The organism is Ruminobacter amylophilus, assembly GCF_900115655.1.
Classification (GTDB): Bacteria; Pseudomonadota; Gammaproteobacteria; order Enterobacterales; family Succinivibrionaceae; genus Ruminobacter; species Ruminobacter amylophilus.
Genome location: NZ_FOXF01000006.1, coordinates 37,918 through 63,755, shown reverse-complemented (window position 1 = coordinate 63,755; position 25,838 = coordinate 37,918). Strand labels below are relative to the sequence as shown.

Annotated in this window: 18 protein-coding genes and 2 tRNA genes; 6 read left to right on the top strand and 14 right to left on the bottom strand. The window is 45.3% G+C overall.

Features of this window, described 5'->3' with window-relative positions; genetic code table 11:
* Positions 1-229: 229 nt before the first annotated feature.
* The 8 genes from BMY80_RS02925 to aroG all read right to left on the bottom strand — a co-directional run bounded on the left by BMY80_RS02925 (position 230) and on the right by aroG (position 11,356).
* A complete protein-coding gene (locus BMY80_RS02925; RefSeq protein ID WP_093140744.1) occupies positions 230-1,585 on the bottom strand; it encodes an NAD(P)/FAD-dependent oxidoreductase in 1,356 nt (451 codons plus the stop codon).
* 334 nt (positions 1,586-1,919) lie between these two features.
* Positions 1,920-3,236, bottom strand: coding sequence for a zinc ribbon domain-containing protein (locus BMY80_RS02920; RefSeq protein WP_093140742.1), 1,317 nt, complete (start codon positions 3,234-3,236; stop codon positions 1,920-1,922).
* Positions 3,237-3,698: 462 nt separating this feature from the next.
* Positions 3,699-6,164 (bottom strand): conjugal transfer protein TraN, encoded by a 2,466-nt coding sequence (traN, locus tag BMY80_RS02915; protein ID WP_093140739.1) that lies wholly within the window; start codon positions 6,162-6,164, stop codon positions 3,699-3,701.
* A 765-nt stretch (positions 6,165-6,929) separates the two neighbouring features.
* Positions 6,930-7,463 carry a flavodoxin family protein gene (locus BMY80_RS02910; RefSeq protein ID WP_093140737.1) on the bottom strand — a complete coding sequence of 178 codons (534 nt, stop codon included), beginning with the start codon at positions 7,461-7,463 and terminating at the stop codon, positions 6,930-6,932.
* A 61-nt stretch (positions 7,464-7,524) separates the two neighbouring features.
* Complete coding sequence (locus tag BMY80_RS02905) at positions 7,525-8,052, bottom strand: O-acetyl-ADP-ribose deacetylase (protein ID WP_031578034.1); 528 nt, start codon at positions 8,050-8,052, stop codon at positions 7,525-7,527.
* Positions 8,053-8,130: 78 nt separating this feature from the next.
* Positions 8,131-8,751, bottom strand: a complete 621-nt coding sequence (locus tag BMY80_RS02900; RefSeq protein WP_093140734.1) for a DNA-3-methyladenine glycosylase I — start codon at positions 8,749-8,751, stop codon at positions 8,131-8,133.
* Positions 8,752-8,956: 205 nt separating this feature from the next.
* A complete protein-coding gene (gene serA / locus BMY80_RS02895; RefSeq protein WP_093140731.1) occupies positions 8,957-10,189 on the bottom strand; it encodes a phosphoglycerate dehydrogenase in 1,233 nt (410 codons plus the stop codon).
* A gap of 96 nt (positions 10,190-10,285) precedes the next feature.
* The gene (gene aroG / locus BMY80_RS02890) at positions 10,286-11,356 is read right to left on the bottom strand and encodes a 3-deoxy-7-phosphoheptulonate synthase AroG (protein WP_093140729.1); all 1,071 of its coding nucleotides are present in this window, start codon (positions 11,354-11,356) and stop codon (positions 10,286-10,288) included.
* A 731-nt stretch (positions 11,357-12,087) separates the two neighbouring features.
* Here aroG and BMY80_RS02885 point away from each other — a divergent pair.
* The gene (locus BMY80_RS02885; protein ID WP_093140726.1) at positions 12,088-13,872 is read left to right on the top strand and encodes an ABC transporter ATP-binding protein; all 1,785 of its coding nucleotides are present in this window, start codon (positions 12,088-12,090) and stop codon (positions 13,870-13,872) included.
* Between the two features lie 133 nt (positions 13,873-14,005).
* The gene (locus BMY80_RS02880; RefSeq protein WP_093140723.1) at positions 14,006-15,880 is read left to right on the top strand and encodes a peptidase U32 family protein; all 1,875 of its coding nucleotides are present in this window, start codon (positions 14,006-14,008) and stop codon (positions 15,878-15,880) included.
* A 63-nt stretch (positions 15,881-15,943) separates the two neighbouring features.
* Here the strand turns inward: BMY80_RS02880 and BMY80_RS02875 are convergent, their stop codons facing one another.
* Positions 15,944-16,327, bottom strand: a complete 384-nt coding sequence (locus BMY80_RS02875; protein ID WP_031578040.1) for a VOC family protein — start codon at positions 16,325-16,327, stop codon at positions 15,944-15,946.
* Positions 16,328-16,642: 315 nt separating this feature from the next.
* On the opposite strand from BMY80_RS02875, the gene BMY80_RS02870 reads away from it, so the two are divergent.
* The gene (locus tag BMY80_RS02870) at positions 16,643-18,094 is read left to right on the top strand and encodes an NCS2 family permease (RefSeq protein ID WP_093140805.1); all 1,452 of its coding nucleotides are present in this window, start codon (positions 16,643-16,645) and stop codon (positions 18,092-18,094) included.
* Positions 18,095-18,327: 233 nt separating this feature from the next.
* On the opposite strand, the gene BMY80_RS02865 is transcribed toward BMY80_RS02870, so the two are convergent.
* A tRNA-Ser gene (locus BMY80_RS02865) sits at positions 18,328-18,415 on the bottom strand.
* Positions 18,416-19,538: 1,123 nt separating this feature from the next.
* Complete coding sequence (locus BMY80_RS02860) at positions 19,539-20,366, bottom strand: vWA domain-containing protein (protein WP_245730024.1); 828 nt, start codon at positions 20,364-20,366, stop codon at positions 19,539-19,541.
* 402 nt (positions 20,367-20,768) lie between these two features.
* Between BMY80_RS02860 and cmk the strand changes: the two genes are divergently transcribed.
* Together cmk and BMY80_RS02850 are read left to right on the top strand one after the other, a co-directional pair.
* Positions 20,769-21,449 (top strand): (d)CMP kinase, encoded by a 681-nt coding sequence (gene cmk, locus BMY80_RS02855; RefSeq protein WP_093140718.1) that lies wholly within the window; start codon positions 20,769-20,771, stop codon positions 21,447-21,449.
* 121 nt (positions 21,450-21,570) lie between these two features.
* Positions 21,571-21,897 carry a TusE/DsrC/DsvC family sulfur relay protein gene (locus tag BMY80_RS02850; protein WP_031578044.1) on the top strand — a complete coding sequence of 109 codons (327 nt, stop codon included), beginning with the start codon at positions 21,571-21,573 and terminating at the stop codon, positions 21,895-21,897.
* A gap of 236 nt (positions 21,898-22,133) precedes the next feature.
* On the opposite strand, the gene BMY80_RS12190 is transcribed toward BMY80_RS02850, so the two are convergent.
* The 3 genes from BMY80_RS12190 to BMY80_RS02840 form a co-directional block, all read right to left on the bottom strand.
* The gene (locus BMY80_RS12190; RefSeq protein WP_177178478.1) at positions 22,134-22,274 is read right to left on the bottom strand and encodes a hypothetical protein; all 141 of its coding nucleotides are present in this window, start codon (positions 22,272-22,274) and stop codon (positions 22,134-22,136) included.
* 204 nt (positions 22,275-22,478) lie between these two features.
* On the bottom strand, positions 22,479-24,824 hold the full coding sequence (feoB, locus tag BMY80_RS02845) for a ferrous iron transport protein B (RefSeq protein ID WP_093140716.1): 2,346 nt from the start codon (positions 24,822-24,824) through the stop codon (positions 22,479-22,481).
* Entirely contained in the window at positions 24,825-25,049 is a 225-nt protein-coding gene (locus tag BMY80_RS02840) for a FeoA family protein (RefSeq protein ID WP_031578046.1), read from the bottom strand.
* A gap of 546 nt (positions 25,050-25,595) precedes the next feature.
* Here BMY80_RS02840 and BMY80_RS02835 point away from each other — a divergent pair.
* A tRNA-Ser gene (locus BMY80_RS02835) sits at positions 25,596-25,686 on the top strand.
* Positions 25,687-25,838 lie beyond the last annotated feature (152 nt).

Here is a 25,838-nt window from a genome sequence, read left to right as displayed (position 1 = left end):
TATAAAAACATACAGCTTATTCTTCAGAATGTTTTTCGCAGAGTGCTTTGTTGAAAGTAGTCATCCGTTTTACATTTTGATTTTGATGTTCAGTATTCGGTTTCAACTGAACGTGTTGATGAGCCTATAGAAATCATGCCTGCCGAGCATACAAAAACAGGCTCTGCATTTTCTGCAGAGCCTGTTTAGTCAGAAGACCCGCACAGGTGTACGTGTCAGTCAGATACCTTTACTTCTCTGTTGTCTGTTCTTTATGATCGTCATGGCCGTGAAGCTCTCTCAGGGTATCCTCAATATTCTTCATCACCTTGCTCTGAGTAGAACGCAGAATCATACGGTTTGACTGATCATAGGTGAAATAACTCCAGATCCAGTCCATAAACACGAAGAACTTGTTTTTAACACCGAGAATTGAAACCAGGTGTACGGCCATCCAGAGTATCCATGCGAAAAATCCGCCCAGCCTGCACCCTGCAATTTCAGCCACGGCCTTGTTCTTACCGATTGTAGCCATACAGCCGAGATCCTTGTACACAAATCCTTTCAAAGGCTTCCCCTTCTCCAGGGCAATAATGTTTCTGGCCAAAAGCTCACCCTGCTGAATTGAAGGCTGAGCCATCTGAGGATGTCCGTTAGGGAAATTAGGATCACCTTCCATAAGAGAAATATCGCCGATGGCAAAGATATTATCAAAGCCTTTAACCCTGCTGTAGTTATCGACCATGATACGTCTGCCGCGTCCGAGAGCACTGTCAGGAATACCGTTTACCTGATTTGCCGTTACACCGCCTACCCAGATAAGATTTCTGGTACCTATGGCGGAGCCGTCATTCATCCTGACCTTGTGATCCTCATAATCGGTTACAAAGGTATTGAGCTTCACCTCGACATTCATGCTCTGAAGGAACTTCAGAGCCTTTTCCGAAGATTCTTCCGACATGCCTGCCAGAAGTCTCTTTCCGCCTTCGATAAGATAAATGTGAACCTTTGAGGTATCCATGTCCGGATAATCCTTCGGCAGAACATAACGTCTCATTTCCGCAATGGCGCCGGCGATTTCCACACCTGAAGGACCGCCGCCTACAATAACAATGTTCAGGAATTCATCCCTTTCCTGTTCATTGGAACAGGTTATGGATCTTTCAAAGCTTGCCAGAAGAGTGTTTCTGAGTCCCATGGCCTCAGGCACGGTCTTCATCGGTATCGCCCATTCCTCAACGTTCTTGTTGTTGAAGAAGTTGGTCTTTGTACCGTTTGCCAGTACCAGATAGTCATAGTCAATCTTACCTATTGAAGTCTGAATGTAGTTACCTTCAGGATAGATACAGGTAAGCTCCGCCATACGGAAAAAATAGTCCTTGCGATCCTCAAACAGCTTGCGGAAAGGGAAGGAAATGGAGCTTGGATTGAGACCTGCCGTGGCAATCTGATAAATCAGCGGCGGGAACTGATGGTAATTGTTCTTATCGACAAGAATCACCTGAAAATTTGATTTCTTCAGCCCCTGGGCCAGCCTTAATCCTCCGAAACCGCCCCCTATGATAACCACTCTTTTTTTGCCGTTACGTTCAATATTGAAACTCATACAAACCTCAAAACACAAAATTCTTATTATGTAGTAAATACTGATAATGTTATCTTTTTATGCGGAACATCTTCTGACAGGCGGACGTTCTCTTCTGTTTATGATCAGCACCGGCACCGAAATGCAGCCGTCAGTTTCATTTTTATGCAGCCATAAATTACCGCAACATGAAAACTCAATGAAATCAGGCACTGAAACCACTTTTTAAGGATTATAGCACGACTTGTTTATACAGAATGAAACACAGCTCGGAAATACTGCAAGATGAATAAAAAATCTCCGGCCAGGGAAACCGAACCGGAGACGAAATCATAAAAAAGTAAAAATATATCCGTTATGCCGCCATAACCGCAGACAGAATGACAATAACGAAAACCACGCCTGCTGCGACATAATTGATGACGTCTGAATAGTTTTTCTTTGGCTTGTTGCCTGAAGCCAGCTCATCAAAAATCTTGTTAGTCACCGCAAATCTTGCAGCACACACGCCTGACACAGCAAAACCGCCGGCCATGGCGAACATGGAAAGCAGAGTTACATACTTGGCGCCGTAATCATGATCGCACCATTCTAGAATCATGGCAACGAGAAGAAGTGCCATGCCTGCTCCCACCGGAATAACCGCGGTCTTCATGTATTTACTGATTTCATTTACGTATTCAATGAAATAATATCCCTCTCCCTTGACCAGAGCATTCACGGTAGCCTCAATAACCTTCGGAGCAACGTAGAAGGCATAACCGAAACAGCCGGCTCCGAGGAGAGCCATAAGCACCTTGATAAAATCAGTCGTTACCACTGCAAGCACCAGAAGAACCAGCGCACCGACGGCACAGCCGAGAAACGCATTTATCTGTCTCTCTGCCGACCCTGCAAGATAGGTAAAGGTTCCGGCGATGTCATCATCACCTTCATTATTTTCTCCGTTGCCTGCGTTTTCTTCCTTCTTTTGCTGATCTTCGGTTCCCTTAGCGGTGGTATCAGCCTTTTCTTCCGTCATGGAAGTCTGCTGAACATTGCCATGGTCAGGAGTTTCCTGTACTGCATCCGGAGACTCGGATGAAGCACCGTCGGTTCCGGCGTTGCTCATGGCCTTCTGAATCATGGCGGCAATACCGCCGGTTTCGGCAGTTGCAGAGGATGAATTCACCTGCACTTCAGGAGTAATCAGCTCTTCGGCTGAAGAGGTTTCTGCGGAAAAATCCAGCGTATCGTCAGCCGTAACTGATGTGTCAGTGGAAAGATCCACGGTAACAGGATCTTCAGTTCCTGAATTTTCTCCGGAAAGATCCAGGGTAATCTCACTGTCTGAAGACTGAACAGCCGGAGCTTCCTCTGCCTCAACGGAAATATCATCAACGACAGGAGCCTGCTGTGTCTGAACCGGCTCAGACTTGTCGATTACGATGTTGGCCACGTCGTCTTCAATGGTTTTGGCATCAAAAACAACACTGTTGTTGGCGTCAGTGCTCTTGCCTTTATTTGTACTGCTGTAGAAACCTCCGGAAGTCCCCTCGGCTGCCGCTGCAGGTCTGTTCTTGGAAAAATGAAGTTTGCTTGCAATGCTGTTATCCTTTGATATTCTTGCACCGCATTTTTCGCAGAACAGCACGTCATCATCAAGTTCAGCGTTACATTCCTGACATCTCATAGAAAAATCCCCGTACCGACCGGTTTCATGCAAAACTGACCGGCTAAAACCTCTTATTTTATTATAACTGTTGATTGATCCCCGTCGTCATACGACACTCAGTATCATACAGCCTCCAAAGCATACAGAGTGACTGAACCGGTGACCATAGAAACGGATAGTTTTATTTTAAAGGTAAAATCCTTACCAGACTACCTTTTATACTTTTATCATGGTTAATTATGAATACAGCTAACATATTTATCAATATCTATAACAATTATTAGCTAAAATCTCACACAAATTAACATTTAAGGCTTACAAAAACGGATGTTTTTCCGGACTGTAAAGATATTTTTACAGACTTATTGTCGGGAAAAACGCATCTGTCCGAGGGGATTTTTTCTTATTTCTCACACTTTAAGAACAATGTACAAAAATTTGCCGAAAAAATCATGTACAGCTGGCTTCAGGACTTGGATTTCAAGGCTTTGCCCCCTTCTGCAGACGTTCAGCATTTCTCTGTCTGCTATCACTCCTTCCGCTCACGTTTAAAACACTGCCGCTGCCGGTAAGTCCGTCCACGGACATTCTGCTTACATCCAGAAGATCGGTGTTTTCCACGTATCTGAGCCACTCAGACAGATCAATCTTTTTAAAATCGACCTCTGATAATAGGGAAAGAGGAATACCTCCGCATACTCCGTCCGGAAAGTCAAAGCCGGATTCCGGGAGCTGTTCCATGACTATTCTGGCCAGAGGAGAACTGAAACAGCAGTATCTCTGTTCGTAAACCACGCATTTTCCCAGAACCTTTTCAGTGCACGATCTCCCGGTATACATACAGGAATCAAGCTTAAGCTTCATGGAGGTTTCTATCTCGTTCGGCCTGCATGACGTGGCTATCTCCTCCAGGGTTTTAGCCAGCTGATAAGCCACATATGCGGCCATGACTCCCTGCATTGCCCCGATCACTGCGGGATTCATCTGAATCATGCTTATTCCCTCCTCACTTACGGTTTCCGTAAACAGCGCCTCTTTTGCGGCTTCCCCCATGGTGTTCTCAACAATTTCGGCAAGCCTTGCCGTTATGGCCTGCATGAACTCCTCTCTCGCCTTCTCGACCGCCGTATCCATGACACTGCCGATAACGCTGTCGGCAGTCCCGGATATCAGCCCCTGAGAACCGGTCATCTGTGTTCCTCCCGCCCAGGATCCCATGGCTGAAGATGTGTTTTCGAGTGAGGCATATGCGGTTTTAAGTGCCGCCATATATGTAATCATACGGATATAGGTTCCGGCATCCGCGGTATTTGGCGCATTACAGCAGTCCATTCTGCCGAAATAACCTTTTCTGCAGGTATCGGCCGTTCCCTTAAAGACACTGCATGAACGTTCGGAACTCTGTTCGCCGGTACAGACAACGTCACTCTGCATGTACTGAAGAGTCTGCAGAAGAAGAGCCGCCTCTTCTACCCCTTCGTTATTCTCATCCGGCACGTCGTAGGCAGCCATAATGCCGGCGTCAGGTTCCGGGAAACCGTCGGACAGCTGCTGAACACGTTCATCCACGGGAACCTTTTTACCGGATTCCGACGCAAGCATTTTCCGCAGTCTGTCACCTCTGACACTGCCTTCTGCTTCAGGTCTGTCATCAGATAAATCATTCTCCCGCTCATAAACATCAAGTCTCCGGCAGAAAGGATCCCACAGTCCGGCAAGTCTTCCGTCTCTTAAAAAGAAATCCGGCATTCTGAAGGCATCGGAACAGAGCCTTATCCCCGACCTTACAATGCATTCATAATCTCCTGAATCATTGCCGTTCACATCTGATTCGTCTCCTGAAATACGTTCAAGACACTTTCCGCCAAGTACAGCTCGGGGGTTTCCGGCGAATAACCCGGTACATTCGGAATTTCCCCAGTAATCCTTTTCGACAAGATTTCCGGTATCGTACAGAATACGGAAATTCATGTATCCCTCGCCGCCTCCGGTAACGGACACCCGTTCCCTGATTTTCAGATTAAGCACCCTGCCTGCAGACTCCTCGCGGGAAACGGATGCAGCCTTCAGGATCATCGGCCAGATGTCCGTCTCAAGACGGGTGATTTCACTTCTGTTAAGTTCACACCTGCCTCCCGTCTCCGGCGGAAAATCATCATTCGGCAGATTGATGAGTTTAACCCAGAGATTTTCACCGTTCCCCGATTCATCATCATTTCCGGTTTTTTCTCCCTCGACTTCCGCTTTTACCCAGAGCTGAATATAATCATCATAATAAACGGTATCCAGGATAAGAGCCCTTATCACCTCCGGACGTTCAACGGTAAGACCGATTTCCTTTTCAAAAACGGTACAGCTGCCGCTTAGTGAATTGTCTCTGGTGTCTCCCAGCCAGAACTCCGTGCATCCGTGTTCATCCCTGCAGACGCCGTAATTAAAGGTTCCGAAGAAAGATACCGGCGGAACGGCCTTAAAATCATGCGTAAGCAGGCAGTGACGACCATTGCCGTCTCCCGCGTTTATCCCTGTATCATCCGTGGCCGCCTCTCCGCCGTCAGCACTTTCTCCTTCAAATCGGCATTTTACGGTTCCCCGTGCGGAGAGCCGCAGCATATCCCCGAAACTGCAGTCTCCGGAATCACTGTTTTCCGAAATTCCGGTGATATCCGCTGTTCTTTCCTTTTCCATGATTTCAGTGAGTTCACCGTGAGTAGAAACAATATCACCGGCATAAAGCTGCTCCATATCGGAGAGTCCCTGTGCCGAAGATAAGGAGTCAATGATGCCTGAAGTATAAACGTCATCGGTCATGCTCTCGGCAAGAGTCTGACGCAGTCCAGTACCGAAATCCCTTTCCGACGGTATGTCAGCGGAAACGGCCGCGGCACTTAAAAAGAACGGAATTATGCAGAAATGCTGAAGGCTGGATATTTTTTCAGAAAACATATGCTTGATGTCAGTGCGTAGAATAAAAACGGTTCATAGAGAAAAGGGCAGAGGCCCTACAGGCCTGTTTTTATCGCACGTGTGGATGATTCACCGGATAAAAAGCCTTAAAAAACAGAATGTCCAGTATCAGAAAACAGTCTGATTCCCGGCAGGTTATCCGTTCTTCCTGAAGAAAAATATAATCATGTCAGCAGTTTCATCCGTATCTTCTTTCGATACGCATATAAAATGCGACATTATATTTTGCACATTGAGTGATACTGTCTGTAACATACCGATTACTGACACATCCTTACCTGATAATGAGACAGAACGCGTGTTAAATTTTTAACACATATATTTATTTATATAAATATTGTTAAAAATTTTAAAAACCATCTATATTTATGTGATATTGTATATATATCTTTAATAAAAATTCTGCATATCCATATTTAGTCGTATATGTCTCACTTTTTCGGTCATGTCTTAATTAAAATATAAATTACCCTCTCTTAGAGGAAAAGAACAGCACCGACTTCGGACATTCTCCTCTTTCTGACACCGAGCGTTTTCCTCCTTTAAGCTCGTGTAATCGATGTCGGTGCATTTTCTCTTCATGTAACGTTCAGCTGGTTCAGACGGACCGGCTTTTTATTTTTCCGGCCGGTACAGAACCGTTTCAGAGATTCAGGTATTTATGATTTGCCTCCGTATCATTCCGTTATAAAAAAACGCTCTGTTCTGAACAGAGCGTTTACATGACTTGAAAAAGGCGGACTGCTAGACATTTGCCCCCATCATATAGGCAGTATTAAGAATTTCCTTTCCTTCAACATCCCCCTTGCGCCAGTTGCCGCCTCCGTAGAGCTTGCCTCTTATCTCGGCATTCTCAATGCAGTCGGTAAAACCTTCCAGGGCCTGCATGGTTCTTTCAATCATGGTGTCGTTGTCAGCGGCTGCCGTAATGAAATAAAATTCCCTGCCCCTCAGTTCAGGATAGACCGGCATCAGTCTGTCTATGAAGGTTTTCATCTGACCGCTCATACTGTAAAAATACACGGGAGTTGAAAGCACTATGACGTCGGCATCAAGCAGTTTGTCAACCAGGCGCTCCATATCATCCTTAATCACGCAGTGATGGGTTGATGAACACACTTCACATCCGCGACAGAACTCTATTTTGCAGTCACGCAGATAGATTTTTTCAGTACGATGCATGGCATCACGCGCACCTTTTAAAAAGCTTTCCACCATCATATCGGTGTTGCCGTTTTTTCTGGGACTGCTGACAATCGCCAAAACCTTTTTTCCCATATCCACCTCCTGCCGCACTTGTCGGTTTTATGCGGGAATAATTCAGAATTTCCGCCTGATTCTATGCCTTCTCGCAGAATACAGCCACATTTCTGGTCAGGGCATCATACACATCGTCATTAAAGCAGACGAAATACACTTCTATCTCATAATCAGAATTCTCAGACAGCCAGTCAAACACGGTTTCCACGGCTATGCGTGAAGCCCTGTCTATCGGATACCCGTAAACACCGCATGATATGGCACTGAACGCAATCGATTTCAGGTTATGCTCTCTGGCGATATCCATCGAGTTGCGGTAGCATCCTGAAAGCTTCACCGGATCGGAAGGTCTGTCGTGATATACGGGACCGACGGTATGAATGACGTATTTTGCCGGAAGTCTGTACCCGCGGGTGATTTTGGCCTCGCCGGTTTCACAGCCGCCCAGAGTTCTGCATTCAGCCAGCAGCTCAGGGCCTGCGGCACGATGAATTGCTCCGTCAACCCCGCCACCGCCTAACAGCGTTTTATTGGCGGCATTGACAATGGCATCCACGCTTAGTGTAGTTATATCCGCTTTAATCACCTTGATTTTATCGAAAATCATTACTGTTCCATCCGTTTGTTTCATAATCTGCGGGAATCAGGCAAAAACACTTTGATTCCTGTCTATATATTAATTTTACTATCGATAACAGATAACTTCTGTATCGCCTTCACATTTTTTTACCGTAGTTGGGAAGTCCGACACAATTCTTCTGAAACAAGGACAGTCCCTGTCATGATCATTGATAATCCCCGCGGCCTGCAGATACGCATATACGGTAACCGGCCCCAGATACTTCAGTCCCCTCTTTCTGAGATCCCTGCTGATATCTTCGGAAAGCGCGTTTGATGAAGGAATCCGACCTTCATCATGCCCATCGTATATGACTGTCACATTATCCGTATACCTCCAGATGTATTCTGAAAAGCTTCCGAATTCATCCGCTATTTTCTGAAAACATCTGGCATTATGAATTATCGCTTCAACCTTTCTGCGGGAACGGATCATGCCTTCGGTGTTCAGAATTCTTTCGATATCGGCTTCAGTATAGGCCGCCACCTTCACATAATCAAAATCGTCAAAACAGGCTCTGACAGTATCTCTTTTTCTGATGATGATTGACCAGCTGAGACCGCACTGCAGTGCTTCCAGCATCAGACATTCAAAATGCCTGCTGTCGTCATGCACGGGGATGCCCCATTCTTTATCATGGTATGCCTGATTTTCAGGGGAGGTGTTTTTCCAGTCACAGTAAGCCATATCTATCCTTCAGTGTATATCGGTATATCTGCCATTATGCCACATAATTGGGTTATACATGCATATATAATCAGCATGTATCGTAAACTTTATGCAATCTTGTCTGAACATTTTTCAGACAAAAAAACTCCGCGCCGGAAAAGACGCAGAGTTTTTCGTTAACAGTCATCGGAATTCCGGCATGTCCGGAACTCAGAATATCGGACTAGAGCAGTACACGTGCCTTTAAGGTACCGTCGATAGCCTTGAGCTCGTGAAGAACTTCTTCAGGCTTGTCGCTGTGGATTTCCATTACAACATAACCGATTTCAGGGGTGGTCTGAAGGTACTGTGCTGCAACATTGATACCGCGGTCTGCAAACACCTGGTTAATCTTGTTGATTACGCCAGGATTGTTCTTGTGGATGTGAAGCAGGCGGCTTACGCTGTTACCCTGGGTTGGAAGAGAAACTTCAGGGAAGTTTACTGCAGTCAGGGTTGAACCGTTATCTGAGTATAATGCAAGCTTGTTGGCTACTTCGATACCGATGTTCTTCTGAGCTTCAAGGGTTGAAGCACCGATGTGCGGAGTAAGAATCACGTTATCGAACTTGGTTAATACGCAGTCAAACGGATCGCCGTTCTTTGCAGGTTCTACAGGATAAACATCACATGCGGCACCTGCAACCTTGCCTGATTCAAGAGCATCAGCGAGAGCATTGATGTCAACTACGGTACCTCTTGAAGCATTCAGGAAGATAACGCCGTCCTTCATCTTGGCAAATGCGGCTGCATTGATCATGTTCTTGGTGGTTGGGCTTTCAGGAACATGCATGGTCACAACGTCTGCTCTTGCAAACAGTTCATCAATGGTTTCAACCTGATGAGCATTACCAAGGGCAAGCTTGTTTTCAATATCATAGAAAATAACGTTAAGACCGAGGGCTTCGGCGATGATACCTACCTGAGTACCGATATGACCGTAGCCGATGATACCGATGGTCTTGCCGCGGGCTTCATAGCAGCCCTTTGCATTCTTGTCCCAGCCGCCGCGATGTAAAAGAGCGTTCTTGGCAGGAACGGTTCTGAACAGCTGAAGGTATTCACCGGTAACAAGCTCTGCAACCGAACGGGTATTGGAGTAAGGTGCGTTGAATACTGGAATACCGCGGTTTCTTGCGGCTTCAAGATCAACCTGGTTGGTACCGATACAGAAACAGCCTACAGCACAGAGCTTGTGGGCATGTTCAAAAATTTCATCGGTAAGGAAGGTACGAGAACGGATACCAAGGAAATGAACATCCTTGATCTTTTCAATCAGTTCTTCCTTGTCCAATGCCTTTTTGAGATACTCAACGTTGGTATAACCAGCTTTGTTAAAGGTCTCTACAGCACTTGGGTCCACGCCTTCAAGTAATAAAACCTTAATCTTATCCTTATCAAGAGAATAACGACTCATCTCTTCTCCTTATTTTTCCCTAATATTTCCGGCTACACGATAATAAAAATAAAACAGTCCCGCTGTAAAACAAGGGACTGTCTGCTAAATTCAAACTTACTTGTTTACAGCTCTGCGGCTCTTAACTGCGTTAGAAAGCATTTCAAGAACGAGTTCGGTATCTTCCCAGCCGATACAAGCGTCAGTGATACTCTGACCGTACTTGAGCTTGTCTGCACAGCCTTCAACCAGATCCTGTCTGCCTTCAACCAGATGACTTTCAATCATAACACCGAAGATGCCCTTCACGCCGGAAGCGATCTGCTGACTTACGTTTTCGGCAACTTCAACCTGCTTCTTGAACTGCTTTGAACTGTTTGCATGGCTGAAGTCAATCATTACTACAGGATCAAGACCGGCCTTGCTGAGATCTTCAACAGCCTTGTTTACATGTTCGGCTGAGTAGTTTGGTCCCTTGCTGCCGCCGCGGAGAATGATGTGACAGTCTTCGTTACCGAGGGTCTTCACGATGGCGCTGTGACCGAACTTGGTTACTGAAAGGAAGGTATGTTCTGAAGCTGCTGACTTGAGAGCATCCATTGCAATCTTAACAGTACCGTCGGTACCGTTCTTGAAGCCTACAGGAGCGGAAGTACCTGAAGCAAGTTCACGGTGAACCTGTGATTCAGTGGTTCTTGCGCCGATTGCAACCCATGAAATGAATTCATCAAGGTACTGCGGAGTAAGAACGTCAAGGTATTCGGTAGCGATAGGCATGCCCAGTTCATTGATATCAAGAAGAAGCTTGCGGCCAATCTTGAGACCTGCATTGATATCGTATGAATTATCCATGAACGGGTCATTGATTAAGCCCTTCCAGCCTACTGTTGTACGAGGCTTTTCAAAATAAACACGCATTACGACTTCAAGGGTGTCGGCATACTTTTCACGGAGCTTGAGCAGACGTGATGCATATTCCATGGCAGACTTGACATCGTGAATTGAGCACGGACCGGTGATGACAACCAGACGATCGTCCTTGCCCTTCATGATGTTGTGAATGTTTTCTCTGCCTTTGATTACGGTAGCGGCTGCGGTATCAGTTATAGGATACTTTTCGCTGAGAGCCACTGGAGGTAATAAATTGGTAATCTCTTTGATTCTTAAATTGTAAATTTTTTCGTTCATTTTTTTAGTCTTATAATTCTGTAAGGATCCTTTGATGTACCTGATTTCCGTCAATACGTCTTGAACGGACGGATAAAAAGGCGGTTACGGATCACAAAAACCGGGTAAAGCAAAAAACTTTGTCTCATTGTAAAGGTACATCCGACAATAGTCAAATCTTAAAATCCCCTGTTCGACTATTTATATTGACTGTTACCGATAACTTTTCAAAGAATGTGATCTGAAAACACATAACCGGTATGCGGTTCTGCAGAGAATTAAAGCATCCGGAGGCTTCAGTTCCGGTTTTCTGCTTTATTCTACGCCTTTTTCACTATGGGAAAATGAGAAAATTTCTATGATAAACCCCATAACTGTACGTATTTTAACCGTTTTCTGAAAATTTCAGCGTCCCTGTCAGAGTATCGTCTGCGTGCGGTACGCCAGCCTCATGAAAATCCTTATGATACGCAGCTGTAAAACTTTCTGAAAACGGCTTTCCTCCGATGTTTCGGCATTCTGAAACACAGACCGGGATGCATACCGTCTGATCCATAAGGACTTTTTGCGCACAATCTGTTCTTTTCGGGCGCCTATTTGAACTTTTTACCAACAAAGACAGATTATTTACAGTGCTTTTTCTGTATAATATAGGAATATCTTCATGAGAAGGGTTCGTTTCCTCCGGACACGCGTTCTGCGTGCGGAACAGGAAAACTTTTTCGGATTTACATAATAAGACAGTCTGATTTATGGCTAAAGAAACATTAGAAAACGTTAGTCTGATAGATACTTACAAAAAAATCTATCCATACATCAAACCTTATATCGCCGTAGCCCTGCTGGGTATTGCACTCACGGTTCCGGTAGGCGCGCTTGATGCCGTAATCGCCTACTTCCTGAAGCCTTTTATGGATGAAGTTCTGGTAAACAAGGAGGAAAACTTCACCTCCTACGTACCTTTCATCATTATTGCCTTCACTCTGGTTCAGGGAATCTTCATTTACCTTTCAGCCATTGTTAACGGATATGTCGGCAACAAAATCACCCTGAATCTCAGAAGAGACCTGTACAACAAGCTGATTTACATGGACAGCGCCTATTTCAAGGACAACAACTCCGGCAACATCATCTACAGATACTACAATGACGCCGAAATGGCCTCCAGCGGTCTGATTAACAACCTGAAACTCGGTCTTACCAGATTCTTCTCATCCGTATCCCTTATCGGTGTTCTTCTTTACAACTCATGGCAGCTCAGCATCATTGCCGTGGGCGTGCTCGTTGTTCTGTTCCTGCCTCTGAGAATAGTCCGCAAGACCATCAAGAAGATCATGAACAAGACGTATACCGAAAGCGCATCACTTCTGTCTCTTTATAACGAAACATCAAGTGGCGAGAACGTAATCAAGTGCTACAACCTTCAGAAGCGCATGAAGGACAATTTTGAAACCGGAGCCTCTCAGTTATTCAGTCTGGCCATGCGTCTTATCAGAAACACCAACTGGCTCTCACCTACAATGCATCTCGTGGCAGCCTGCGGTGTGGCCATTGTAATCGCCTTCGGCGGCAAGCTGATTATCAACAAGACCATCACCAGCGGTGAATTCGTTTCATTCATCGCCTCTCTCATCATGCTCTACACTCCGCTCAAGGCCATCGGCAACAACTTCATCGAACTGCAGAAATCAGCCATCGCCCTGGCCCGAATTTATGAGATTTTCTCATACAAGCCGGTTGAGGAAGTGGAAAACGCCATGAACAAGCCTGAACTCAAAGGCATCAGTGAATCCGTTGAATTCAGGAACGTTTCCTTCAGCTACAATTCTTCCAGAAAGGTGCTGAACAACGTAAGCCTGAAGGTCGGCAAGTCTCAGACCGTAGCCTTTGTAGGCAATTCAGGCGGCGGAAAGTCAACCATCTGTTCCCTGATACCGCGCCTTTATGAATGGCAGGAAGGCGACATCCTGATTGACGGCGTAAGCACCAGAAACTACGACATCAACTCCCTGCGTGAAAACATTTCTTATGTTTTCCAGGACAACTTCCTTTTTGATGACACCATCAGAAACAATATCATCATGGGCAAGTCAAACGCCACCGAGGAAGAAATCAGACAGGCCGTAAAGAATGCCTGCCTGGAAGATTTTATCGCCAATCTTCCTGAAGGTCTTGACACCAGAATCGGCGAACGTGGCACTCTGCTCTCAGGCGGCCAGAAACAGCGTATAGCCATCGCCAGAGCCTTTATCAAGAATGCGCCTATCGTTATTCTTGACGAAGCAACCAGCGCTCTGGACAACAAATCCGAAAAGGTGGTGCAGGAAGCTCTGGACAATCTGATGAAGGATCGTACCGTGTTTGTTATCGCCCATCGTCTTACCACCATCCAGAACGCCGACCAGATTATCGTGGTCAACGAAGGCAATATCGTGGAAAAAGGTACTCACGACGAGCTTCTCGCGCTCAACGGTTTCTACAGCGGTCTCTACAACACCAAGCTGCGTACTGCCGAAAACGAAGAAAACGGAAAGTAGCAACATACCGGCTGACGTCTTTATCGGTCTGACGCCGGCCGCATTGAATCACAGATGCAAAAAACCTGCCGCGGCAGGTTTTTTGATAAACGGCGGATAGTTTAGTTTTTTACATGATTTACAGGAATTTCAGATGAGAAGCATTGAACTCTTGGCTCCGGCAAAGGACCTTAAATGCGGCATGACCGCCATTCTGAGCGGCGCCGATGCCGTATATATAGGAGGCCCGTCATACGGCGCCCGCGTCAATGCCCCGAATACTCTTGAGGATATCCGGGAACTGTGTGACTTTGCCCACCAGTACGGCGCCAGAATTCACGTGGCATTAAACACCATTCTGAACAACCGCGAACTTGATGAAGCCAGGGAACTGGCATTTGAACTTTACGATGCCGGAGCCGACGCCCTGATTATTCAGGATCTCGGTCTCCTTAACGGCAGTCTGCCTCCGATTGAACTGCATGCCAGCACTCAGCAGGACAACAGCTCCCCCGACAAAATCAGATTTCTTGAAGACGCGGGGTTCTCTCAGGCCGTGCTTGCCAGAGAACTCAGTATTAAGGAAATCAGGGACATCAGAGCAGCCGCAAAAGACATAAAGCTTGAAGCCTTTGTACACGGAGCTCTGTGTGTGGGCATGAGCGGAAGGTGCTATCTCAGTGCCGCAGTGACCGGCAGAAGCGCCAACCGCGGTGAATGCGCCCAGCTGTGCCGTGTGGCCCAGTCCCTCTATGACGAAAACGGCAGGATTCTCGCAAGAGACAGATTTCTTCTGTCACTCAAGGATCTTAATCAGACTGCAAATCTGCGGGAACTGATTGATGCCGGCATATCATCCTTCAAGATCGAAGGTCGTCTGAAGGACGAGGGATATGTACGCAACATTACCGCCTGGTATCGTGAAAAACTGGATCTTATCATTGATGAACGTCCGGATCTCTGCCGCAGTTCATTCGGCAGAACCGAAACCTCATTCACTCCGAATCCCGCCAAGAGCTTCAACCGCGGTTTCACGGAATACAACACCCATGAGGGAAAGGATAATTATGCCAATTTCAACGCTCCCGGCTATGTGGGGGAAAAGATTGGCAGACTTACAGGCGTTACCGGTCACGTACTGCACTTTAATCTTTTCAAGGGAGTCACGCTGCATAACGGGGACTCTCTCAACTACTATAAGAGCGAGGCCGAGCTTGCAGGATTCAGAATCAGCAGGGTCATAAATGACACTCAGGCTGAAATATTTCAGGATCTGCCGTTCATCAGACCGGGAACCATGTTCTACCGCAGCAAGGATGCGGAATTTGAAGGTCAGCTTACCGACAGCTCCTCAGTAAGAACACTGAAGCTAAGACTGGAATATTTTGAAACGGATACAGGTATCGGCCTGAAAGGTTCCGACGAGGTCACCGAAGGACATGAAATTACCGTAACCGCCGACCTGCCTGAATGCAATGAAGCCAGAGATCACCGGAAGCTTACCGACAACATCACCGGTAAAATCGGCCGTCTCGGAGGCACCTGCTATGAGCTTGAGAATCTCGGACTGAATCTTACACATCACTGGTTCGTGCCTCAGAGCATGCTGAATGATCTCCGCCGTTCCTTTATCGAAAAGCTCAGAATCACCAAAAACGCCCTGATGAAAAAAGTGACCGTTCATGAACCGGAAAAACTGAAGGACGTTCGTATAGCCGAATCCGAAATGAATCTGGGATTCAGGGCGAATATTTTCAATGACAGAGCCAATGAATTCTATCTGACTCACGGAGTCCAGAACACTGTTCCGGCCTACGAAAAGGATCAGGGGGATACACCGAGGGAAGTACTTGTATCCAAGCACTGTCTCCACTACTGTTTCGGTCTCTGTCCTTTAAGACACGGGGCTCCGAAGCAGGATCTCTACCTGAAAATCGGCAAAACCTTCTTTAAAGTCAGCAACAGATGTGCAAAATGCAGAATGGTGCTGGAAGGACCGGTGGCAAAACCTGACTGCATCAGAGACTAGCATCATGAGGGACTGCATAACGCGGTCCCACACAGCATTCCGGCAGCCGTGAAACCAGGGCTGTTATACGGTTATTTCGACCAGCAGATTCTCAACTGCGACCACACAGGATTCGTAATAACCGTCACCGGTGGTTCTCGGACCTGAGGATACGGTGTAACCGTCGTTTTTCAGTCTTTCGGTAAGTTCATCCACCGCGGCGGCAGAACCGACACTGAAAGCAAGATGAGCGTAACCTGTCCTGTACGGATTCGGCTGTTCGGTCTTCACCTCAGGTCTTGTCATAATCTCAAGTCTTGCCCCGTCGGTAAATGACAGAAAATATGATCTGAAATCAGTGGTCCGGTTGTGATACTGAACTCCTGCCGTGGCCTCAAAATATCTGCAGAAAAATTCTCTGGTCTTCTCAAGATCCTGTACATATACGGCCGCATGCTCAATTCTCATATTCATTTCTCCGTAATAATTTCTGAATCCGATTAAACACATTCGGATCTGTACCTGATACAGAATAAAACCTTTTTCCATATCTTCTTCATATTAAAGCATTGTACAGGAATGAGCAACGGCTCACGCAACTGCAGAAAAACCGTTATTACCCGTGTCCGTAATTACAAAAAACCCGTATTCACAACATTTTTTTTGAATCACCAAAGATACAATGAGAAAAATGATGATTATTTTTACGGCAGGAACCGTTTCATTCAGTACATCATGCACCGGTCTGCCTCTCCCGGTCAGAAATTCCGGAAGGAGTACCCCATGTCTTCTCAGTTTTTCAATCTTGATAAAAGATTCGGTCTTACGGCCAATAAGACGAATGTCAGAACGGAGCTGCTTGCAGGTCTGTCCACATTTCTGACCATGGGATACATAGTGGCCCTCAACCCAAACATTCTTACCGGCTTCCAGACAGGAACTCCTCTGTGGAACGCCATATTCATCTCCACCTGCCTGTGTTCCGCCCTGGGCACGTTCTGCATGGCTCTGATGGCCAACAAACCGTTCGCCATGGCTCCCGGCATGGGGATGAACACCTTTTTCGCCACCATTGTCGGCAACATAGCCGTTGCCACCTCAGTTCCCTATGAAACGGCTTATCACGCCGGCATCATAATCATTCTCTTTGAAGGTCTGATTTTCCTGATTATGGGGCTGCTCAATCTGAGACACCGCATAGCCGACAACATTCCCGACTGCATAAAAATAGCCATCAGCCCCGCCATCGGCATGATGCTGATATACATAGGTTTCGGCAGCAATGTAAGCATCTATGCCGAAGGCAACAACTATACCGAACCGTTCTACATCATGAAGGACTTCTTCGGGGCCATGACCCCGACCTTTCTGAAAACCAGTATGGGAAAAGAATACTCCCAGATGATAGTTTCGGTCGTCACCATATTCCTGGGACTTTTTGTAATACTGCATTTTCATAAAAAGAGAAGTGCAGCCTCTGTTATTTTCGGAATAATCTCATCATCCGTGTTCTACTGGCTGGCTGATTACTTTATTCTGGGGAACAATCCTTTCAGGGCCGCTCACAGCATGAGCTTCATTCCCGATTTCGGAAATCTCTATGAACAGACACTTCTTAACTTCGATTTCCATACCTTTTTCAATATCGGAGCCTACACCATTGTCATGGTTCTGATAACCTTCTGCATCATTGATATGTTCGGTACCATCGGCAGTCTTGTCGGTATGGCCGCCAATGCAGGTTTTCTGGATAAAAACGGCAAGCTTCCGAAAATCAAGGAAGCACTGATGTCTGATGCCATCGGTACGGTAACGGGAGCCTGCACGGGCAGTTCAACAGTGGTTACCTTTGCCGAATCCGCCTCAGGCATCCAGGTCGGCGGTAAAACTGGACTCACCTCATTCACCACAGCCACCCTTCTGGCATCCTGCATATTCATTGCCCCGCTGGTATCGGTAATTCCTCCGGCCGCAACCTCCACGGCTCTTATCTACATCGGTCTCGTGATGATGCAGGGACTTGCCAATATCGACTTCAGGAACATTGAACAGGTAACTCCGGTATTTATCATGATTCTCGCCATTGCGATATCGGGTTCCGTGGGTAACGGCATAGGTCTGGCATTAATCTGCTACACCGTAATTAAAATGATGTCCTTCAAGTTCAGGGAGGTTACTCCCCTTACCTATGTTGTTTCCGGGATTTTCATGATTAAATTCTTTGTGGCCGTATAATCCTGACGGAACAGGAATGTTACAGGTTGCCGGAAGGCTTAAGGAAATCACGGAAGTAAATCAGCCGTTCCGGTCTGAACGTTTCATACCGAAATTTTTCTGAAAGCAGAACCGGAAATCAGTGATTCAGATAAGATACAAAAACACCGGAATACAATAACAGAAAAGCCTGTTCTGAAATTTATCAAAGGGTTTTAAAAGGATTTAAAAGACAGGTTTAAGAACCTTTAGAATGGCGGACAGACTGAGATTCGAACTCAGGAACGCTTTCGCGTCGCCGGTTTTCAAGACCGGTGCATTCAACCGCTCTGCCATCTGTCCGCTGTGTATGTGTTGTATTATATAGATTTTTAAAAGCTTGTAAACACCTAATTTGAAAAAAATTCCAATATTTTGTTCGAATGAATATTTTGTAAACAAAAATGCATTGAACGCCTAAAAAACGCTCTATCTGTTCAGATAAACCTGAATATCATATCACCTGATGCTGCCTGCCACAGAGTCTATCCTTACTGAAAAACCGGATTGACATAACCGGATATTTTCGAAAGAGCCTTATTAATTATCTTCATAATCAGGAACTAAAACAGCACTATCGGGAAATCATCCATGCTGTCACAGCCTCCACAGAAAAAATTAATGACGAAGCGATAATCATTCCGAAAAAACTTTAGACTGTTTCGTTTTCAGGTTCCAGACATTCCACAATCCATTTTGCGACCAGGACATTACTCATCTGTACGGTATGAACTTTAAACCGCAAAACCATGAAGATGATTCCGTCCGTTCACCGCACAGAAATAAGAACATTCAAATGCGCAGCCATTTACCGAAAAAATGAAAGGAGCGTAATATAGTCACCGGAGAATACAGAAACTCCATGCAGGGCATCATTTCAAAATCAGACAATTAAATAAAATAAAGAAACACAAAAGCACTAAAACATACTTAAGGATTCGGAAACTTCAGGGATTTAAATGATTTCGCAGTATCTGCGAGGGAGAATGTTTGTTGGCTCGCTTTCGCGTCGCCGGTTTTCAAGACCGGTGCATTCAACCGCTCTGCCATCTGTCCGCTGTGTATGTGTGTATTATATGGTTTCAAAAAAACTTGTAAAGTAAAAAATGCTATTTTTTTGTAAAAAGCATTCTGTTTGCCTACTAATCATACAAAAACAGCATAAATGCCTTATTTTTAAGCAGTTTTATAATATTTTATTTTTCTGTAAGCTTTCTGAAAATCAGTATTTTTCTGCCACAGAAGAACAACAAAAGACAAAAAACAATTAAAATCCACGGAATGCTCTGGTATGATGACCGTTACCATCTGTTACGAAACATTTCCGTTATTTTAATCATGAACCGGATATGTATCCTAAGTCCCAAAAAAAGAAACTGCCCCAGAAGCAGTTTCTTTGAATTTACAGATCTTTCCGGAAGCGCCGTTATTTCACGCCCCTGAGACTTTTTTCAGGAGCTCCGGTTTTCGGTGCGGATTCAGGAGCCGTGCTTTCAGGAGTATCATCCTTTTCCACGCTGTCCTTCCAGCTTCCCTTCATACTGCCTGAAGCGGGAGCCTCCATTGCTTCAACCGTAAAATTAACCACGGCATCATAATTTGAACGCACTGCTGAACCTGTATTCCTGTATTTTACGGCATTGTTTGTATCTATACCAAGTGAGCCTGCTTCAGATACGGCATCAATGTTCGCACCGAGAAACATGAACTTCCAGCCTTTCTTCTGCATGTCTTCAATAATGTTCTTTACGGTGGACTTCTTGTATTCCTTACTGCTGTTTTCCTGACCGTCGGTAATAATGACCACTACCACCTGAGTATCCTTGCCCTCCTTTACGTCAGGCACCTCAGAAAGTCTGGTAATACTCTGACCGAGAGCATCAAGCAGAGCTGTGGTACCTGATGCAGTGTAGTCATCTCCGGTAAGTTCCCTGACGGTGTTTATATCCTGTCTGTCGTGGAGAACCTTAGATTTGTCGTTAAAAAGTACGGTGGTAACGCGTACCGGAAGCTTCATGTCACGATACTTCTGTATCATGGAATTGAAACCGCCGATGGTATCATTAGTCATGTCATACATTGATCCGCTCTTGTCAAGAACCATCAGCACTTCAGCCCTTGATGCGGTAATTTTTTCAACCTTACCGTCATTGCCCTCAGGTGCGGGAGCAGGCGCAACATCAGCAAAAGCGGAAGCCCCGCAAAGTCCCATGCCGAGTCCAAGTGCCAGCAGAAAATGTTTTACTGTCTTCATGATATAAGATTCCTCCATTGTCAGGAAAATACCGAATAAGCACTTATTTAAATCTTAACAGAACGCTCATGTTACCTGTACTAAACATCTCCGTTACTTATCGTAAATGATGAAACGGTCATATTTTGCACGGCTGTTTTCTGTACAGAAATAAGACAGTTCAATATTCCGGTCGTTCAATAAAATTTTCAAATATTTTAAACGGCACACAGGACGTTCCTGAGAACATCAAAAATAAAGCTTTAATCTTGTAAAATTCCCCTTCTTAATCTATGATGAAGTTCTTTTAATTCACGACATCACAAGTAAGATTTTCCTTTCAGACAGGACATCCGGTTCAGATTGCCGAAAACACAGAAACAGCCTGCCACATTAAAAAGGAAATCATAACGGAGAAGAATAATGCAGAATAATGTTCCCGTAATAGCGGTTGACGGTCCGGGAGGGGCCGGCAAGGGAGAACTGTGCCTCAGACTGAGCAAGAAATACGGTTTTGCCATTCTTGATTCTGGAGCCATTTACAGAGTTTTAGCCTATGCGGCCCTTAAGAAGGGGCTCGCTCTTGATGCTGAAGAAGAACTCAGTGCTCTGGCATCAGGTCTCAACCTTTCATTCAAAGAAGTGAACAATGCTGTTGCCGTTATCCTTGACGGCGAAGACGTATCATCATTTATCAGAACCGAAGAAACCGGAGGAGCCGCTTCAAAGGTTGCAGTACTGCCTAAGGTTCGCGCAGCCCTGCTTCAGAGACAGCGTGATTTTGCCGTTAATCCGGGACTTATCGCCGACGGCAGGGATATGGGGACCGTCGTATTCCCTGACGCCTCAGCCAAAATCTTCCTTGATGCCAGTGCTGAAGAAAGAGCCCGCCGTCGCGTAGCTCAGCTGGAATCACGCGGAGTTGCTGCCGATTACGACAAAATCCTTAAGGAAATTGCCGACCGCGACTACAGAGACCGCAACAGAGCCACTGCCCCGCTTAAGCCTGCCGATGATGCTCTGGTACTTGATTCAACCACCCTGTCAATTCAGGAAGTTGTCGATACTGCGGTTAAATTCATCGAAACCAAGCTTGGAAGATAAATCCGGCTTCGCAGTTTCATGATCTCATGAAAGAATCTCCGGCCATGCAGCTAAACATAAAAAGACCGGTTTTTTATTACTGATTATCTATGCCGGGATTCCGGAGACAGGAGCTCAAATAATGGAAGTTAACGGAAAAATTATTGAAACCGATGATAACGGTTATCTTAAGAATTTTTCAGACTGGGATATGGATGTTGCACGCCACATAGCTGAAGCTGAAGGTCTTGAACTCAACGAGGAAAGGACTGAAGTGATTCTTTTTGTGAGAGCTTTCTACGAAAAATACAATACATCCCCTGCCATCAGAGCTCTGGTCAAGGCAATGGAAAAGGAATTCGGCCCGGAAAAAGGATCAAGCCGTTATCTGTACAGGCTTTTTCCTGACGGACCGGCTCTGATTGCCACCAAAATTGCAGGACTGCCGCGTCCGGTAAAATGCATTTGATTGATATTAAAATTTCAAAACTGAAAGTGGAAAAGACATGTGTCAGGCATGTCTTTTTCCACTTTCAGGCCTTACCGTAATTCGAACTGCCGCAATCCGTGATGAGCCACATCAACAATATCTGATATTTATCAGTTTCAACTTATCGTCCTGTAATCACCGTGCAAATCATCGCTGCAGAAACATCTGCACTGATGTTTTAGTCTGTATGCTGATGCATTCGGTTCTCAATTTCATCAGAGGTCTGGAACGAGCTTTGCCTTTGAAGTATTTTCTTCAAAAATTATTTTTATAAAACAGATTTTATCAACATGGTAACTGCTGTCTGCAATTAATTCGTGGAATAATTCCGCTACGATACCTATAAACTTCAGCATCACGTTCCTACTCTGAATCGACTGTTCACGTCTGGAAAAATACTTTCCATGGTTCGCTGTTCATAAAATGATTGAAGCACAGAAAGGCGCTGTCATCGTTATTATCCCACGACACAGTTTATTTCAGCAGACGAAAAAAAGAAGAACCTCCAAAGAGGTTCTTCTTTTCAAAATTACTGCTTACTGAACAGCGTCTCTAAGGAATTATTCCTTAATAAACTCAAAACTGATTGCTTCTTGAGTCTGTGGAGCCTTCTTGATAAAGAGTATATAGGCAATCACCAGCAGCAAAGCAATCGCAACACCTGTCCATAAGGTAAACGGTTCACCTATGCACAGCAGTCCGAACTGGTATACCGCAAGAGCGACGCCATAGCTTAAACCGATCTGGTAGACAATTGCAAGCCAGAAGAGCTTCTGACTGCCTATTTCCTTCTTAAGTACACCTACTGCGGCAACACACGGAATGGTAAACAGGTTGAATATTACGAAAGCCAGAGCTCCAAGCAGTCCCTTTGTACCGAGTTCATCAATATGGAACATATTGTTTCTGATGGCGGTATAGAAGGCATTCTGCTGTTCTTCATTTTCAGCAACATCTTCTGATGAAGCATCATCTTCAAGTTCCTCAGGTTCATCAACCCCGACAAACACGGCCATGGTACTTATAATGGATTCCTTGGCGATAAGACCGGTTATAACTGATACAGAGGCTCTGTAGTCATCAAATCCCAAAGGAGCAAACACTCCAGATACCGGTTTAACGATATCGGCAACCAGACTTGATTCGGTATCTGAATCGTCCAGCATGACAAACTTGTTATCGTTGCCGTCATAACCGATATGAGAAATCAGCCACAGAACTGTCACGCAAGGGAATATTACCCTGCCCGCCTTCAGCACATATCCCTTCACACGCTGCCAGATGGAGAGAAGTATTACTCTCAGCATCGGAATATGATATGAAGGAAGTTCCAGCATCAGAGAGGAGGCTGAATGTCTGAACTGACCGAACTTGCTCAGGATAAAGGCTGACAGTATAACCATAAACACAGCTGACAGATACATTACCGGAGCAAAGAGTCTTACCTCTGAACCGAAAAGATTGAACACCAGCGTGTCATTGAATACGGCACCGGCCATGGTAATGATAACCGGAAGCTTGGCGCTGCACGGAATCATTGTAGTGGTCAGCAGAGTTATTCTTCTTTCACTTTCAGATCCGAGTGTTCTTGCGGTCATCAGAGCCGGAACACCGCAGCCAGAACCGATAAGATATGGAATAAAGGCACGTCCGCTCATACCGAACAGATTGAATATTCTGTCGAGAATAAACGCCGCCCTGGTCATGTAGCCGCATTCCTCGAGAACAGATAAGAGAAAGAAAAGGATAATCATCTGCGGTACAAAACCAAGGACGGCACCCACGCCACCGACGACACCGTCACTGACGAGAGAGGTGAGCCATTCAGAAGCACCTCGAGAACTCAGCAAATCCCTTACAAAAGGAATCACCTGATCACCGAACAGTGAATCATTGGCCCAGTCTGTCGCAATACTTCCAAGCCAGCTTACGGAAATATAGTAAACAGCACACATAATCAGAATAAAAATAGGGAAAGCCAGGAATCTGTCCAGAACAATATTGTCTACGGCCTCGGTAAGGGTTCTTTTCTTCTTTTTGGAAGTTTCCGCTTTTCCGCCTGAAACACATTCACTGATAATCGTATCAATATAGGCGTATCTGTCTGCGGCAAAGGCATGATAAACGGAATCGTATCCGCTAGCGATGGCATTTCTTGCCTGTTCAACGGCGGCGCACCATTCAGGCACTTTGTTGAGAGCTTCAGGATAGGTATCACCTATAACGGCACTCTTTGCAAAAAAGAGACTGTGTCCCTTGTAAAGATTCGGAGTAACGTCAACTACCTTGCGAAGCTCTGAAACGATTCTGTCAGATCCGAGGTATTCAGGTTCCTCAAGTCCCCACTTCACATTACGCATACAGTCTTCAAGAGCATCAATGCCTTCACCGGTGGCGGCACTGACGGTCAGAATTTCTGCATCCAGGAATTTTGAGAGTTTATCGAGGTCAATTGACATATTGCGTTTTTTGACCTCATCCCACATGTTCAGGACGATCATCATAGGTACACCGAGCATCTTCAGCTCAAGGGTGAGATAAAGACTTCTTTCCAGAGATGTGGCGTCAATGACGTTGATGATAAGTTCGGCATCATTATCCAGCAGTTCAAGACTTGCAACAAGTTCATCTGTTGAGGCGCTGCTTAATGAATATATGCCGGGAAGATCTATAAGCTGAATGTCGTCACCGTATGAACCGACGTGACGGGTTACGGTTACACCAGGATAATTACCTGTACGGACATGCAGATTACAGAGACGGTTGAACAGAGTACTTTTACCGCAGTTAGGGTTACCTGCAAGCATGATATGTCTCAGGTCGGCCTTCTTTTCCTGAGTCTTTGGCGAAATACTTCCGGAAACTCTGTCTGAACCGGTAGCACAGCATCCACGAAATTCTTTCATTTATATTGTCTCCACTTCAACCTTTCGGGCATCATCAATACCTACAATTATTTCATAACCTCTAACGGCAATTGCCATTGGAGAGCCGAGCGGAGCACAGTGTGTTACGGTAAACTCGGTTCCGGGGATAAAACCCATTTCACAGAGACGGCGGTTGTATGTTCCCTCTGAATGCAGTTTGATTATCCTGCCTCTCTGACCTACCTTCATATCTTTAAGTATCATTTTTTTCTCTTATAGCCGACAGCGGTTCGCAGCATTCCTTCGGACAAAAGGCTGAACTTTTGTTTTCTGCGGCTCAATCGCAGACATATTCATCCCCTGCCCGACATCAGCACATTCGTACCACTGTCCTTTAATAACGTTCAACAGCTTCATTAACCTATGATTACATTGTATTCCGGAATATCAGTCTGTGATTCCGGACCTGTTTGAGCAGTCAGACATCACTCTGTTTTCCAATGCAGTCACATGTCTATTATTATCCGGAGGTTCTTGTTTGCCTCCTTAATCATCAAATTATGTTAGCATTACCTAACAAATTTTGTTACGCTATGCTAACACAACACATATTCGTTAGCAATACCTAACACAAATTTTTTTCAAAAAAAAAAAATTAGCAATACCAAAAAGTCTGCTCAAATTTTCGGTCACAAAAGATACGGAATGACTATAAAGCGTGCAAAACACACATTTTTCAGACAATCAGCTGAAGTTTTTTACTTTTTTTCTTGCAATCATGAAAAAAAAAGATAAAATTACTCGTGCTTTGGTGAGGTGTCCGAGTGGCTGAAGGAGCACGCCTGGAAAGCGTGTATACGTTCATAGCGTATCAAGGGTTCAAATCCCTTCCTCACCGCCATTAGATTTCAGATCTTCTTTTAAATCCCTTGATTTCATATTATTTATCAGAAAACAATCTTTGCAGGTATACCCTGAATAATGTGTTTCTTCTGTCATTTTTACCTTAATAACACGATTATCAGACATTTTTGATTAAATATTTTTTTCAAC